The sequence below is a fragment of the Streptomyces sp. NPDC059852 genome (assembly GCF_042731455.1).
Classification (GTDB): domain Bacteria; phylum Actinomycetota; class Actinomycetes; order Streptomycetales; family Streptomycetaceae; genus Streptomyces.
In genome coordinates this window covers 101426-114395 of the sequence record NZ_JBHWJK010000009.1, presented here as the reverse complement: position 1 = coordinate 114395, position 12970 = coordinate 101426, and the positions used below count along the sequence as shown (strand labels likewise).

Sequence of the window (12970 nt, the reverse complement as noted above, 5' to 3'; positions counted from 1 at the left end):
CCCGGACGACGTACCGTCCCCGAGCGTAGCCCTCCGGCGGACGGAATGGAGAGCGCTCGGGGCACCTGTTGCCGCGACGGGTGACGGGCGCTGCGGGCGGGCGACGGAAAGGGTCCGCGACATGGCGCTTGTCGACTGAATGACAGTCAAATTCCGGCCAGGAGTGGGCAGTCGGGGGTTTCGTCGGGTCGCGCGCGCCGCAGCCGGCCCGGTGGCTCCCGGGTCGGTCCTCCGACCGGCCGACGCCGCTCGCGCACCGGTCCCGCGGCCGGGGCGCGGCTCCGGGCCCGGCCCTCTCATCCGGCTTTCACCCGCACCTCATACGGTGGGCCCATGACGCAGGTGACTCCTCCCGGCTGGTACCCCGACCCAGGCCGGCACAGTGACGGCCCGCCCACCGAGCGCTGGTGGGACGGCAGCGCGTGGACCGATCAGGTCCGCCCCACGGGGACCGGCGCCCCGGCGGGCCCGCCGGCCGGCGGGGCGTATCCGGCGTACCCCGTCCACCCGGGCTATCCCGGCCAGGTGCGGCCCGGCGGCCGGCGCGGACTGCGCACCGGGATAGCCGCCGGCGTGGCGGCGGTGGTCCTCGCGTGCATCGGCGTCGGCGTGTACGCGCTGACGGCCGAGGACGGCCCGGGCGGCACGGCCGCGGGCTCCCGGCAGGACCGGGAGGACCGCCCGGACCTGCCCGGCGGTCCCGGCGGGGACTCGGGCGGGCCGTCGGAGGGCCCGGAGGGGTCCGAGCCGCCGAAGGTGGAGAGCGGCTCGGTCACCGACCCGCTGAACGGGATCAGCCTCCCCGTGCCGGACGGCTGGTACGGGCAGCAGGTCCGGGCGGGCGCGCAGGTGGCCTCGAAGGACACCTATCCGTGCCCGGCGCAGAAGTCCGAGACCTGTATGAAGGGCGGCGCCTACTCGGCTCCGGCGCTCGTGCTGCGCACCGCGGGCGACACCCCCGAGGAGGTCGCCAAGGCGGACATCGCGGCGAACGCGGAGGAGTCGTACGGCAAGGGCTACGGGAAGATCACCTCGCACAAGGTGCTGGCGTCCGAGGCGGTGACCGTGGCCGGGCGCAAGGGCTATCTGGTCCGCTGGCAGGCGGTCACCAGCGAGGGCTCGGACGGCTACGTCGAGTCGCTCGCCTTCCCGTCGCCCGCCTCCGGCGGCAAGGAGATCGTGGTCGTCCGGCTCGGAGTGGACGTCGACCAGGGCCAGGGCGTCCTGGACGAGATCGCGAAGGGCATCGAGGTCTCCAAGGGCGGTGGCCCCGGCCAGGACGTGTGAGCGCGGGCGGAACGTGACACGGCCGGGTGGGGCGGCCCCTCCGCTCAAGGGGCACCCCACCCGGCCGGGTGGTGCGCGCCGCCCCCGTCCCCACGGTGCGGCGCTGCAGGTCGCCGTCCAGTCATCCCGCGGACGGCGGCCTGGGTCTCAGGTGAGTCCGAGCGTGGGCAGCACGGCGGCTTCCACGAACCGGACGATGTACTCGGGGTCGGCGTCCTTGCCCTCCAGCACGGGACGGGCCCGCAGCACGCCGAAGATCTGGGCGGGGATGTAGTCGAGCGCCGGATGGTCGGCGGGCACCTCTCCCCGCTCGACCCCGCGCCGCAGGATCTGCTTGAGCGCGTCGATCTCGGGGTCGATGAGCGCCTCGCGCAGCGCCGTCCTCAGCTCCGGGTCCTGGGTGACGGCGTGGCCGAGGGCCTGCAGCAGCCGGGTGTCCTTGGCCGACCAGGCGCCCGCCGCGCGGGCGGCCTCCCTCAGGTCGTCGGCGAGGGCGCCGGTGTCGATCCCGTCGAAGCGGGTCCGCCGGCTGGCCCGCAGGGCGGCCGCGACGAACTGCGGCTTGGTCCGCCACTGCCGGTAGAGCGTGGCCTTGCTGCACCGGGTGCTGGCGGCGACGCCCTCCATCGTGACGGAGTCGTAGCCGCAGGCGCGGATCTGGTCGAGGACGGCGTCGAAGAACTCCTGCTCACGTTCGCGCGTGAGCTTGGAGCGGCGCGAGGCGGCGACCGTGTCCGGTCCGTCCGCGGCCTGCGACGTCATCTGCTCGTCTCCTCGCTCCCGGGTGCGGCGCCCACCGTCGGAGGGGCCCGCCCTCCAGTGTGTCGCACATCTATCGAAACGCCACTGTACCGGAACGCGGGCGTATCGGTACAGTGGCGTATCGGTACAGGCCCGTTTCGGAACGAGCACGTATCGATGAGTGTGCCGAGCCGGAGCAGTCCCCAGCCCGACAGCTCAGCCAGCACCACCTACGTCAGCGAAGGGGCCGGGGGATGAATGCCCGCACCGAGCCTTCCCAGCAGGAGGCCGCGCCACCGCGGCCACCCCTGATCCGCGAACTCCTGCTCGTGGCGGGGTTCTTCCTCGTCTACAAGACCGGGCGCCGACTGGCGACCGGCCACACCGTCGAGGCGTTCCGCAACGCGGACCGGCTGTGGGACCTGGAACGCGCCGTCCACCTGCCCGGCGAGGGCGCGGTGCAGCACCTCCTGCTGCACGGCGACACCCTCGTGCGGGTGGCCAACACCTACTACGCGACCGTCCACTTCCCGGCCACCCTGGCCTTCCTGGTCTGGCTGTACCTGCGGCGCCCGGCGCACTACGTCTGGGCCCGCCGGGTCCTGACGGCCGTCACCGGCGCCGCCCTGCTGCTGCACCTGGCGTTCCCGCTCGCCCCGCCGCGCATGCTCGCCGCGACCGGGCTGCTGGACACCGCCCGCCTCTACGGCCCGTCCGTGTACGGCCCGCCACAGGCCGACCACCTCTCCAACCAGTTCGCGGCGATGCCCTCGCTGCACTTCGGCTGGGCCCTGATGGTGGCGCTCGGCCTGATCGCGGTCACCCGCTCGCGCTGGCGCCCGCTGTGGCTGCTGCACCCCGCGCTGACCCTGCTGGTCATCGTGGGCACCGCCAACCACTACTGGCTCGACGCACTCGCGGCGACGGCCCTGCTGGGGCTCGCGCTCGCCCTGCTCCCCCGCCCCGGCCGCACGGCCACCACGGCCGGCCGGGGCGCCGGACGGCTCCTGCCGGCACCTCGCCGGGGCGAGGCCGCCGGCCGGGACGCCGTCCTCGTGGGAGCGGGACGATGACCGCCACCGCGCTCGCCGTCGCGCTGTCCCTCGTCTCCGCCGTCGCCTACGCCACCGCCGCCGTCGCCCAGGAGCGCCTGGCCTCCCGCAGCGCCGGCTCCGGCCTGGTGCGGCTGCTGGGCTCGGCCGCCTGGTGGGGGACGGTGCTGCTCAACGCCACCGGCGCGCTCCTGCACGTCATCGCCCTGAAGTACGGGCCGCTGACGGTGGTGCAGCCGCTCGGCGCGCTCACACTGGTGGCCGCGGTGCCGCTGGGCGCGCGTCTGGCGGGCCGCAGGGTCGGCGCCGTCGAGTGGCGTGGTACGGCGCTGACGCTGACCGGTCTCGCCGCGATCCTCGTGACGGCGTCCGGGTCCGCGCCCGACGACGTGCTGAGCACCTCCGAGGCGATCGGCGTCGCGGCGGTGACCGTGGCCCTGACCGGTCTGCTGGCGTGGCCGGGTGCCCGCCCGGGCCTGCGGCACGCGACCGCGTCCGGCTTCACCTCCGGAGTCGCCTCGGCCCTCACCCAGACGGTCACGGTGGCCGCCACGGACCACTCCGCCCCGCTGCTCAGCCTCCAGGTCACCGGGGTGGCCGTGCTGGTGGCGTCGCTCGCGGCAGGCGGGCTGCTGCTGTCGCAGACCGCCTACCGGGGCGGCCTCGGCGCCCCGCTCGCGGTGGTCACCCTGGCGAACCCGCTCGCGGCGGCCGTGATCGGCCTGGTCCTGCTCGGCGAACGGCTGCGGGGCGGCCCGGCGGGTGTGCTGGCAGCGCTGGCGGGAGCCGGCCTGGCGTCCTGGGGTGTGGTACTCCTCACCCGCGCCACCCCCGCACCGGCCGCGCCCGCGCCGGAACCGGCTGACGAGGCGCACCCGGTGGCCGCCGTCCTGGCCCTGGAACGCGAGCAGGCGGCCCCCGAGCGCGTGGTCGTGCCCCGGCAACCCGATCCGGGACACCTCACCCCCCTGTGAACCGGACCCGGCTACGCGGTGAGCGTCGCCGGGTCGCTCACCCCCGGCCGGCCGTTCTCGACGTGCCCGGCGAGGCGTCGCAGGAACGCGTGGTCGCCCTCGGCCGTGACGGTCAGGTCGTACCAGCGGCGGCTCGCCGCGAGTCCGAAGGTGCGGCGCACGGTGGCGCCGGGCCGGACGGTCACCGTGACGGTACGGCCGCCGTACCCGTCGGCGATCCGCAGCCGGGCGCTCGACCTGCCCGCGCTGGTGAAGGTCAGCTCGACGCCCTCGCCCCGGTGCCGGGCGGTGACCTCGGGACCGGCCACCGCGTTCGCGCCCCGGAAGGCGCGGAAGAACCCGGCCGGGCCGTGCACGGTCAGGTCGTACGAGCCGTTCGAGGCCGCCGAGTCCCAGGTGCCGGTGATGCGCTTGCCGGCCTCGGTGGTGTACGTCCACGGACCGTCGGTGCGGTTGCCGGAGGTGACGTGGAAGGCGCCGCCCGCCCGGGCGCCGGAGGCGAACGTGAGCGTGAACGTGCCGGCCGCCGTGTCGACGTGGCCGTCCACGTGCGGGGCGTACTTCAGCGGGCGGGTGGGCCGCAGCCCGCGCTCCTGCCGGGGCATGCCCGCCTCGGCCGGAGGCGTCGGGCGGTAGTCCGGGTGCCGCTGCCGGTCCGGCGGCTCGTAGGCGTCCGTCCCCGGCAGCCCGGCGGGCCGGCTGTCCTTGCGGGAGAAGTCGAACGCCGAGGTGAGATCGCCGCAGACGGCCCGCCGCCACGGTGAGATCTGGGGCTCCTCGACGCCGAAGCGGCGCTCCATGAACCGCAGGATCGAGGTGTGGTCGAACGTCTCGGAGCAGACGTAGCCGCCCTTGCTCCACGGCGAGACGACCAGCATCGGCACACGCGGGCCGAGGCCGTAGGGCCCGGCCGTCCGCGTGGCGTCGCCCGGGTACACGTCGAGGGAGACGTCGACCGTGGACCCGCCCCGGGAGGCGTCCTGCGGGGGCAGCGGCGGCACGACGTGGTCGAAGAAGCCGTCGTTCTCGTCGTAGGTGATGAACAGGGCCGTTCTCGACCAGACCTCCGGGTTCGAGGTGAGGGCGTCCAGGACCCGCGCGATGTACCAGGCGCCGTAGTTCGAGGGCCAGTTGGAGTGCTCGGAGAACGCCTCGGGGGCGGCGATCCAGGAGATCTGCGGCAGCGTGCCGGCCTGGACGTCGGCGCGCAGCCGGTCGAAGTAGCCGTCGCCGGCCTTGGCGTCCGTGCCCGTACGGGCCTTGTCGTGCCAGGGGTCGCCGGGCCGGGCCTCGCGGTACTTGGTGAAGTACAGCAGGGAGTTGTCGCCGTAGTTGCCGCGGTAGGCGTCGTTGATCCAGCCCCAGGAGCCGGCGGCGTCGAGGCCGTCACCGATGTCCTGATAGACCTTCCAGGAGACCCCGGCCCGCTCCAGGCGCTCGGGGTACGTCGTCCAGCCGTAGCCGAGTTCGTCGTTGCCGAGGACCGGGCCGCCGCCGGTGCCGTCGTTGCCCGTGTGACCGCTCCACAGGTAGTAGCGGTTGGGGTCGGTCGAGCCGATGAACGAGCAGTGGTAGGCGTCGCAGACGGTGAACGCGTCGGCGAGGGCGTAGTGGAAGGGGATGTCCTCGCGGCTCAGGTACGCCATCGTCGTCGTGCCCTTGGCGGGGACCCACCGGTCGTACTTGCCGCCGTTGTACGCCTGGTGCCCGTCGGCCCAGCCGTGCGGCAGGCCCTCCAGGAACCGCATGCCGAGGTCGTCGGCGTCCGGGCGGAACGGCAGGACGTCCTTGACGCCGTCCGACTGGTGCCAGACGGGCTTGCCGTCGTCCCGCAGGACCGGGCGGGGATCGCCGAAGCCTCGGACGCCGCGCAGGGTGCCGAAGTAGTGGTCGAAGGAACGGTTCTCCTGCATGAGGACGACGATGTGCTCGACGTCCTCCAGGGAGCCCGTGCGATGGTGCGCCGGGAGCGCGGCGGCCCGCTGGATGCTGCTCGACAGAGCGCTGAACGCGGTGGTGGCACCCGCGATCTGGAGGAATCGGCGCCGGTTGACTTCGGGCATGGGTGGAAGACCTCTTCCCATCGTGAGGGTGATCGACCGGTCGGTGACAACGCGCGCGACAGGAGTGTTCCAGGGGCACCGAACGGCGGGGAAGGGTGCGATGGCACGCGTGTGAAGGTCACGGGTACACGAGGTACGGCGGCTCCTTCCGGTCCGCTCCCGTGAGGCGGAAGCCCTGTCGCCCCTGCGGGGCCCCTTCCCGACGATGTCGCCACGACACCTGGACGCCGAGCGCCGTCCGGGAAGACCGAACTCAGCCGCCGCGCCGCACCCGTGCCGCCTGGCGGGCCTCCGCGAGCTTGCGCGCCTCGCTGCTCTTGCGGGACGGCCTGCCGCCGGAGCCGCCCTTCGCGTCCTTGGTGCTGCCCAGGCCACGGAACGGGACGTTGTGGTTCTTGGGGCGCGGCACGGCCGCCCCGCCGTCGAGAGGCTGTCCGGAGGGGGCCTTGGCGCCGGTGATCCGGCTGAGCTCCGCCTCGCCGGACCGCACTTTGGTGACTGCCGGTGCGACGCCGGCAGCTGCCATGACCTGGCTCGTCTCGCGACGCTGTCCCGACATGACGAGCGTCACGACGGTGCCGGAGCGGCCTGCCCGGGCCGTTCGGCCCGCGCGGTGCAGGTAGTCCTTCGGGTCGGTGGCCGGGTCGACGTTGACCACGAGGTCGAGGTCGTCGACGTGCAGGCCGCGTGCGGCGACGTTTGTCGCCACCAGCGCGGTGACCTGCCCGCTCTTGAACTGGGCCAGGGTCCTGGTGCGCTGTGGCTGGGCCTTGCCGCTGTGCAGGGCGGCGGCCGCCACGCCGCTGGCGCGCAGATGCCGCGTGAGCTGGTCGACGCCGTGCCTGGTGTCGAGGAACAGCAGGACGCGGCCGTCCCGGGCGGCGATCTCCGTGGTCACTGCGTACCGGTCGGGACCGTGCACGACGAGGACGTGGTGCTCGATCGTCGAGACCGCGCTGGACGAGGGGTCCACGGAGTGGATGGCGGGGTCGCGCAGGTGGTCCCGCACCAGTTGGTCGACGTCACGGTCCAGGGTGGCGGAGAACAGCATGCGCTGCCCGTCGGGACGCACCTGGTCAAGGATCTCCGTGACCTGCGGCAGGAACCCCAGGTCGCACATCTGGTCGGCCTCGTCCAGGACCGTGATGCGCACCTGTCCGAGCCGGCAGGCCTTCCGGTCGACGAGGTCGTGCAGCCGGCCGGGCGTGGCGACGACGATCTCGGCGCCGTCCCGCAGCGCGGCGGCCTGCCGTCCGAGGGACACTCCGCCCACCACGGTCGTGAGCCGCAGTCGCAGCGCCCCGGCGTACGGGGTGAGCACCTCGGCGACCTGCTGCGCGAGCTCCCTGGTGGGCACCAGAACGAGTGCCAGCGGCTCCTTGGGCCGTGCGCGCCGCCCGGCGGTCCGGGCGAGCATCCCCAGGCCGAAGGCGAGTGTCTTGCCGGAACCGGTGCGGCCCCGGCCGAGTACATCCCGTCCCGCGAGGGCGTGGGGCAGGGCCGCCGCCTGGATGGGGAAGGGCACGGTCACCTCGTGCTCGGCGAGCACCCGCAGCATCCCCGCCGGCAGCCCCAGCTCCGCGAAGGACGCCGCCGGGGGCAGAGCCGCGGTGCCGCCCGGCACCTCGTGCTGCGGGGCATCGACACGTGCTGACTCGCTCATGGAAGGCCTTCCTCCAAAGGGACCGTACCGAGGAAGGCGCGGCGGGGACGGCGCCTCCGGCCAGGGACCCCGCACCGGGCACCGACACAGCGACGCTGCAAACGCTCCACGCTAGCACGGAGCCCACCGTCCGCCCGAACCGTCCATGGCCGCGCCACCATGCCCCGCGCAGGTGCTGGGCGAGTTCGCACGCGCATCGGCTCTGAACCGGGAGCTCCCCCAGCTGCTTCCGTGAGGCGGAAGAAGTATTGCGACGCCGGCGAGCCCGTCCGGATGATGCCGTCATCACCCACGGACGGGAGCCGCTGCCATGCCGCACATGACCGCGTTCGCCAGGAACCAGTGGTACGTCGCCGCCTACAGCCACGAAGTGGGGCGGGAGTTGCTCGGGCGCAGTGTTTGCGGGGAGACGCTCGTGCTCTACCGCACCGAGGACGAGGGGACGCCGGTCGTGCTGCACGACCGGTGTGTGCACCGCCGGTATCCGCTGTCCGAGGCGCCGACGCGGCTCGACGGGGACCGGATCGTGTGCGGGTACCACGGGTTCACGTACGACACGACCGGGACGTGCGTGTACGTGCCGGGGCAGAGGCGCGTGCCGCGCACCGCGCGCGTCGCCTCGTACCCCGTGGTCGAGCAGGACTCGCTGATCTGGGTGTGGATCGGCGACCCGGAACTGGCCGACCCGGCCGGCATCCCGCGCGCCCGGCACCTCGACGCGCCGGGCTGGGTCACCGTGCGCGGGATGGAGCCCATCGACTGCGACTACGGCCTGCTGGTCGACAACCTCCTCGACCTCTCCCACGAGACGTATCTGCACGGCGGGTACATCGGCACCCCCGAGGTCGCCGAGACGCCGATCACCACCGAGGTGGACGAGGGCGCGGGCGTCGTGCGGGTGAGCCGGCACATGGACGACGCCGAGTGCCCCCCGTTCTACGCCCGTTCGACCGGGATCGAGGGCCGCATCACCCGCTGGCAGGACATCGAGTACCAGGCGCCCTGTCTGTATGTGCTGCACAGCCGGGTCGCCCCGGTCGGTGTGCTGCCCCGGCCGGACGGCAGCGACCCGGACGCCTTCCACACCGAGGTCACCTACGCCATCACACCCTCCGGGGACGGCACGGTGTACGACTTCTGGGCGGTGTCCCGGGACTGGGCGACCGACGACGAGGAGGTCACCGCGTTCCTGCGCGCCAGCAACCACACCGTGGTGATGCAGGACGTCGACGCCCTCAACCTGCTCCAGCGCACCCTCGGCACCGAGCGGCACGGCTACCAGGAGCTCAGCATCAACATCGACACCGGCGGTCTGGCCGCGCGCCGCATCCTCGCCCGGCTGGTCGAGGAGGGGGCCAAGCCCGAGGAGAGGGTCCGGTGAGTGGGGGTACCGGGGAGGTGTACCGCGTCGACTGGGTGCCGGGCACCGACCTGCTGCACGGCACCTGTCACTGCGGCCGGGAGCACCGGGCCGAGGACCCGGTGCGGATGTGGGAGTGGATGCTCGCCCACCCGCAGGGGCACCGGCTGCCGGAGGACGACTCGTGACGGAGGCGTACGAGGCCGAACTCGTCGTCGAGCGAACGGCGTTCGCGGCGGACGGGGTGCGCGCCCTCCTCCTGCGCCATCCGCTGGGCGAGCCGCTGCCCGTCTGGGAGCCCGGCGCCCACGTCGATCTGCTGCTCGGGTCGGGGCTGGAGCGGCAGTACTCGCTGTGCGGCGACCCGGCGGACCGGACCCGCTGGCGGATCGGCGTCCTGCGGGAGCCCGCCGGGCGCGGCGGGTCCGCCCATGTGCACGAGCGGCTGCGACCCGGCGCCACGGTGCGCGTACGCGGTCCGCGCAACCACTTCCGGCTGGAACCCGCCCGCGCCTACCGGTTCGTCGCGGGCGGCATCGGGATCACCCCGATCCTGCCCATGCTGGCCGCGGCCGAGGCGGCGGGCGCCGACTGGGGCCTGCTGTACGGCGGCCGCACACGCCGGTCCATGGCGTTCACCGCGGAGTTGGCCGCGTACGGCGGGCGAGTCACCCTGGTGCCGGAGGACGAGTGCGGGCTGCTCGACCTCGGCCCGGTGCTGGACGGGCTCCCCGAAGGCACACTGGTCTACTGCTGCGGTCCCGGTCCCCTGCTGGACGCCGTCGAGGAACGCTGCCCGCCGAGCGCCCTGCGCGTCGAGCGTTTCCAGCCGAAGGAGCAACTCCGGAAGGAGGAAGGGGAGTTCGTGGTCGAGCTGGCCCGCAGCGGGCTGACGGTCACGGTCGGGCCGGGCGTCTCCGTGCTGGACGCCGTGCGGGCCGCGGGTGTCGAGGTGCTGTACTCCTGCACCGAGGGCACCTGCGGCACCTGCGAGACCGACGTCCTCGACGGCACGCCCGACCACCGGGACTCCGTGTTGACCGCCGCGGAACAGGCGAGCGGCGAGACGATGATGATCTGTGTGTCCCGGTGCCGGGGCCCGCGGCTACTCCTCGATCTGTGAACCGACGTACCACGCAAGGGCGTTCGGAATCGGCCTCTGACATGTACGCCGTCATGATGGTGGAATCTTCTACCTTCCCGCTGGGCGAGGTCGCGCACTACTGTGCGCGGTGCGCACAACCTGTCGGAACACCGTCGCACCGTTGTCTGCACAGGAGGAGCCATGCGTCGTCTGTCCGCCGGTCTCGCCACCGGCGCCCTGCTGCTCGTCGCGACGGCCTGTGGCTCGTCCGGTGACGAACCGTCGAAGAATGGCGGATCGTCCGGCGAGGTCACCACCGTGAAGGTCGGACTCATCCCCATCGTCGATGTCGCCCCGCTGTACCTCGGTCAGAAGAAGGGCTTCTTCGAGAAGCAGGGCTTACGCCTGGAGTTCACCACGGCCCAGGGCGGCGCGGCGATCGTGCCGGGGGTGGCGAGCGGTCAGTTCCAGTTCGGGTTCAGCAATGTGACGTCGCTGATGGTCGCGCAGTCCAACGGCGTTCCCGTGCGGGCCGTCGCCAACGGCATCGCCTCCACCGGCAAGGAGGGCGAGGACTTCGGTGCCCTGATGGTCAAGAAGGGCAGCCCGCTGAAGTCCCCGAAGGAGCTGGAGGGCAGGAAGGTCGCCATCAACACGCTGAAGAACATCAACGAGACGGCCGTGCGCGCCTCGGTGCGCGACGCGGGCGGCGACCCCGACGAGGTGGAGTTCGTCGAGCTGCCCTTCGACCAGATGCCGGCCGCCCTGGACAAGGGGCAGATCGACGCCGCCATGGTGGTGGAGCCGGCGACGGCCACGATCAGGAACCAGGACGGCGTCGAGATCGCCTCCCCGCTGGTCGACGTGGCACCCGACCTCACCGTCGCGCTGTACTTCACGTCGGCGCGGTACGCGGAGCGCAATCCCGGGATCGTGAAGAAGTTCCAGAAGGCGACCGCACGGTCCCTTGCCTATGCCGACGCCCACCCGGACGAGGCGCGCGAGATCATCACGACGTACACGAAGATCCCGGCGGACGTGCTGGCCAAGGTCACCCTGCCGAAGTGGCCGGCCGAGCCCGACCGGGCGTCCATCGAGACCCTGATGAAGCTCGGCCGGTCCGACGGCCTCTTCAAGAACCCGCCGGACCTCGACGAACTGCTGCCGTGAAGGACGTGGTCCGGTGAGGGAGACGAACGCCGCGCTCGGCGTGGCGGGGCTCGCCGGCTTCCTGGCCCTGGCGGAGGCGGTGCCGCGACTCGGCCTGGTGGACGAGGAGTATCTGCCGCCGGCCGGCCGGATCGCCGTCGCGCTCGGGGACGAGGCCGCCGACCCCGCGTTCTGGACCGCGCTCGGCGACACGCTCACCGGCTGGGCGCTGGGCCTCGCGCTCGCGTCCTGCGCGGGGATCGTGGCCGGCGTCGTCCTGTCGGTCGTGCCGTATCTGCGGCAGGCCACCGCCTCCACCGTCGAGTTCCTGCGGCCCATCCCCTCCGTCGCCCTCATCCCGCTCGCGGTGCTGCTCTACGGCTCCGAACTGCGTTCGGTGCTCCTGCTCGTCGTCTACGCGTCCTTCTGGCAGGTGCTCATCCAGGTCCTGTACGGCGTCCAGGACGTCGACCCGGTCGCCGAGGAGACGGCGCGGTCGTACGGGCTGGGCACCTGGGCGCGGATCCGGTACGTGCTGTGGCCGACCGCGCTGCCCTATGTGATGACGGGTGTGCGGCTCGCGGCGGCGGTCGCGCTGATCCTCGCCGTCACCGCCGAACTCGTCATCGGGGCGCCGGGTCTCGGGCAGCGCATCGGGGTGGCGCAGACCTCGCAGGCGGTGCCCGAGATGTACGCGCTCATCGTGGTGACGGGTCTGCTCGGGCTCGTCATCAACGTGGGGGCGCGTGCGGTGGAGCGCCGCGCGCTGGCCTGGCATCAGTCGGTGCGCGGGGAGGTGGCGGTGTGAGACGGGTGCTGCTGCGGCTCGTCCTGGCGTGCGCGCTGCCCGCCGTGCTGATCACCGTCTGGTGGGTGGCGTCGGCGGGCAGCACGGACGTGTACTGGCCGCCACTGCGGACGATCCTGGCGGCGTTCCCGGACGTCTGGACGGCGGACCGGCTGCGCGGCGACGTGCTGCCCAGCGTGTGGCGGCTGGCGGCCGGTTACGCACTGGCGGCCGTCGCCGGGGTGGCGCTCGGCACGCTGATCGGCTCCCATCGGCGGGTGCGCGCGGTGTGCGAACCGGTCCTGGAGTTCCTGCGCGCGATACCGCCGCCCGTGCTGGTGCCGGTGATCATGCTGTTCGCGGGGATCGGCGACACGATGAAGGTCGCGGTGATCGCGAGCGGCTGCGTCTGGCCGGTGCTGCTGAACACCGTGGAGGGCGTCCGCGCGGTGGACCCGGTCATGGCGGAGGCGGCCCGGTCGTACGGGATCTCGGGGGTGGCCCGGCTGCGGAGCCTGGTGCTGCCCTCCGCGAGCCCGCAGATCGTCGCCGGTCTGCGCCAGGCGCTGTCGATCGGCATCATCCTCATGGTGATCAGCGAGATGTTCGCCGCCAGCAACGGGCTCGGCTTCACCACCGTCCAGTTCCAGCGGGGTTTCGCGATCCCCGACATGTGGACCGGCATCCTCCTCCTCGGGATGCTGGGCGTCGTGCTGTCCGTCCTCTTCCGGCTGGTCGAGCGGCGGGTGCTCGGCTGGTACCACGGTCTGCGCGCCTCGGCCCGGCGGTCGCCGTGAACCTTCAGAAAGG

General features: G+C 73.1%; 12 protein-coding genes. 9 read left to right on the top strand and 3 right to left on the bottom strand.

The features are described 5' to 3' along the window. Positions 1-333: 333 nt before the first annotated feature. Positions 334-1287 (top strand): DUF2510 domain-containing protein, encoded by a 954-nt coding sequence (locus ACFV46_RS14380; RefSeq protein WP_361925022.1) that lies wholly within the window; start codon positions 334-336, stop codon positions 1285-1287. Positions 1288-1434: 147 nt separating this feature from the next. Here ACFV46_RS14380 and ACFV46_RS14375 read toward each other — a convergent pair whose 3' ends face one another. After that, the gene (locus ACFV46_RS14375) at positions 1435-2049 is read right to left on the bottom strand and encodes a TetR/AcrR family transcriptional regulator C-terminal ligand-binding domain-containing protein (protein ID WP_385498364.1); all 615 of its coding nucleotides are present in this window, start codon (positions 2047-2049) and stop codon (positions 1435-1437) included. Positions 2050-2282: 233 nt separating this feature from the next. On the opposite strand from ACFV46_RS14375, the gene ACFV46_RS14370 reads away from it, so the two are divergent. Continuing rightward, the gene (locus tag ACFV46_RS14370) at positions 2283-3101 is read left to right on the top strand and encodes a phosphatase PAP2 family protein (protein WP_376728689.1); all 819 of its coding nucleotides are present in this window, start codon (positions 2283-2285) and stop codon (positions 3099-3101) included. Beyond that, complete coding sequence (locus ACFV46_RS14365; protein WP_361925018.1) at positions 3098-4054, top strand: hypothetical protein; 957 nt, start codon at positions 3098-3100, stop codon at positions 4052-4054. Before ACFV46_RS14370 ends, ACFV46_RS14365 begins: the two co-directional genes overlap by 4 nt. Before the next feature lie 11 nt (positions 4055-4065). On the opposite strand, the gene ACFV46_RS14360 is transcribed toward ACFV46_RS14365, so the two are convergent. Together ACFV46_RS14360 and ACFV46_RS14355 are read right to left on the bottom strand one after the other, a co-directional pair. Beyond that, positions 4066-6117 carry a phosphocholine-specific phospholipase C gene (locus ACFV46_RS14360; RefSeq protein ID WP_385498363.1) on the bottom strand — a complete coding sequence of 684 codons (2052 nt, stop codon included), beginning with the start codon at positions 6115-6117 and terminating at the stop codon, positions 4066-4068. 253 nt (positions 6118-6370) lie between these two features. Continuing rightward, the gene (locus tag ACFV46_RS14355) at positions 6371-7780 is read right to left on the bottom strand and encodes a DEAD/DEAH box helicase (protein WP_385498362.1); all 1410 of its coding nucleotides are present in this window, start codon (positions 7778-7780) and stop codon (positions 6371-6373) included. A gap of 310 nt (positions 7781-8090) precedes the next feature. Here ACFV46_RS14355 and ACFV46_RS14350 point away from each other — a divergent pair, with 310 nt between their 5' ends. The 6 genes from ACFV46_RS14350 (at position 8091) to ACFV46_RS14325 (ending at position 12957) form a co-directional block, all read left to right on the top strand. Further along, positions 8091-9161, top strand: coding sequence for a Rieske 2Fe-2S domain-containing protein (locus ACFV46_RS14350; RefSeq protein WP_385498360.1), 1071 nt, complete (start codon positions 8091-8093; stop codon positions 9159-9161). Further along, positions 9158-9328, top strand: coding sequence for a hypothetical protein (locus ACFV46_RS14345; protein ID WP_361925010.1), 171 nt, complete (start codon positions 9158-9160; stop codon positions 9326-9328). The genes ACFV46_RS14350 and ACFV46_RS14345 overlap by 4 nt, the downstream gene beginning before the upstream one ends. Further along, positions 9325-10263 (top strand): PDR/VanB family oxidoreductase, encoded by a 939-nt coding sequence (locus ACFV46_RS14340; protein WP_385498358.1) that lies wholly within the window; start codon positions 9325-9327, stop codon positions 10261-10263. Before ACFV46_RS14345 ends, ACFV46_RS14340 begins: the two co-directional genes overlap by 4 nt. Positions 10264-10425: 162 nt before the next feature. Next, complete coding sequence (locus ACFV46_RS14335) at positions 10426-11394, top strand: ABC transporter substrate-binding protein (RefSeq protein ID WP_385498357.1); 969 nt, start codon at positions 10426-10428, stop codon at positions 11392-11394. Between the two features lie 13 nt (positions 11395-11407). Next, positions 11408-12181, top strand: coding sequence for an ABC transporter permease (locus tag ACFV46_RS14330; protein ID WP_376728682.1), 774 nt, complete (start codon positions 11408-11410; stop codon positions 12179-12181). Next, positions 12178-12957: an ABC transporter permease gene (locus ACFV46_RS14325; protein ID WP_385498356.1), complete on the top strand. Its 780-nt coding sequence runs from the start codon at positions 12178-12180 to the stop codon at positions 12955-12957. The genes ACFV46_RS14330 and ACFV46_RS14325 overlap by 4 nt, the downstream gene beginning before the upstream one ends. The last annotated feature ends 13 nt before the right edge of the window (positions 12958-12970 follow it).

What these genes read in the sequence shown, in the direction of transcription:
- ACFV46_RS14360 (WP_385498363.1), bottom strand. Translation starts at nt 6,117, where the DNA reads ATGCCCGAAGTCAACCGGCGCCGATTCCTCCAGATCGCGGGTGCCACC.
- ACFV46_RS14355 (WP_385498362.1), bottom strand. Translation starts at nt 7,780, where the DNA reads ATGAGCGAGTCAGCACGTGTCGATGCCCCGCAGCACGAGGTGCCGGGC.
- ACFV46_RS14335 (WP_385498357.1), top strand. Translation starts at nt 10,426, where the DNA reads ATGCGTCGTCTGTCCGCCGGTCTCGCCACCGGCGCCCTGCTGCTCGTC.
- ACFV46_RS14370 (WP_376728689.1), top strand. Translation starts at nt 2,283, where the DNA reads ATGAATGCCCGCACCGAGCCTTCCCAGCAGGAGGCCGCGCCACCGCGG.
- ACFV46_RS14375 (WP_385498364.1), bottom strand. Translation starts at nt 2,049, where the DNA reads ATGACGTCGCAGGCCGCGGACGGACCGGACACGGTCGCCGCCTCGCGC.
- ACFV46_RS14365 (WP_361925018.1), top strand. Translation starts at nt 3,098, where the DNA reads ATGACCGCCACCGCGCTCGCCGTCGCGCTGTCCCTCGTCTCCGCCGTC.
- ACFV46_RS14350 (WP_385498360.1), top strand. Translation starts at nt 8,091, where the DNA reads ATGCCGCACATGACCGCGTTCGCCAGGAACCAGTGGTACGTCGCCGCC.
- ACFV46_RS14380 (WP_361925022.1), top strand. Translation starts at nt 334, where the DNA reads ATGACGCAGGTGACTCCTCCCGGCTGGTACCCCGACCCAGGCCGGCAC.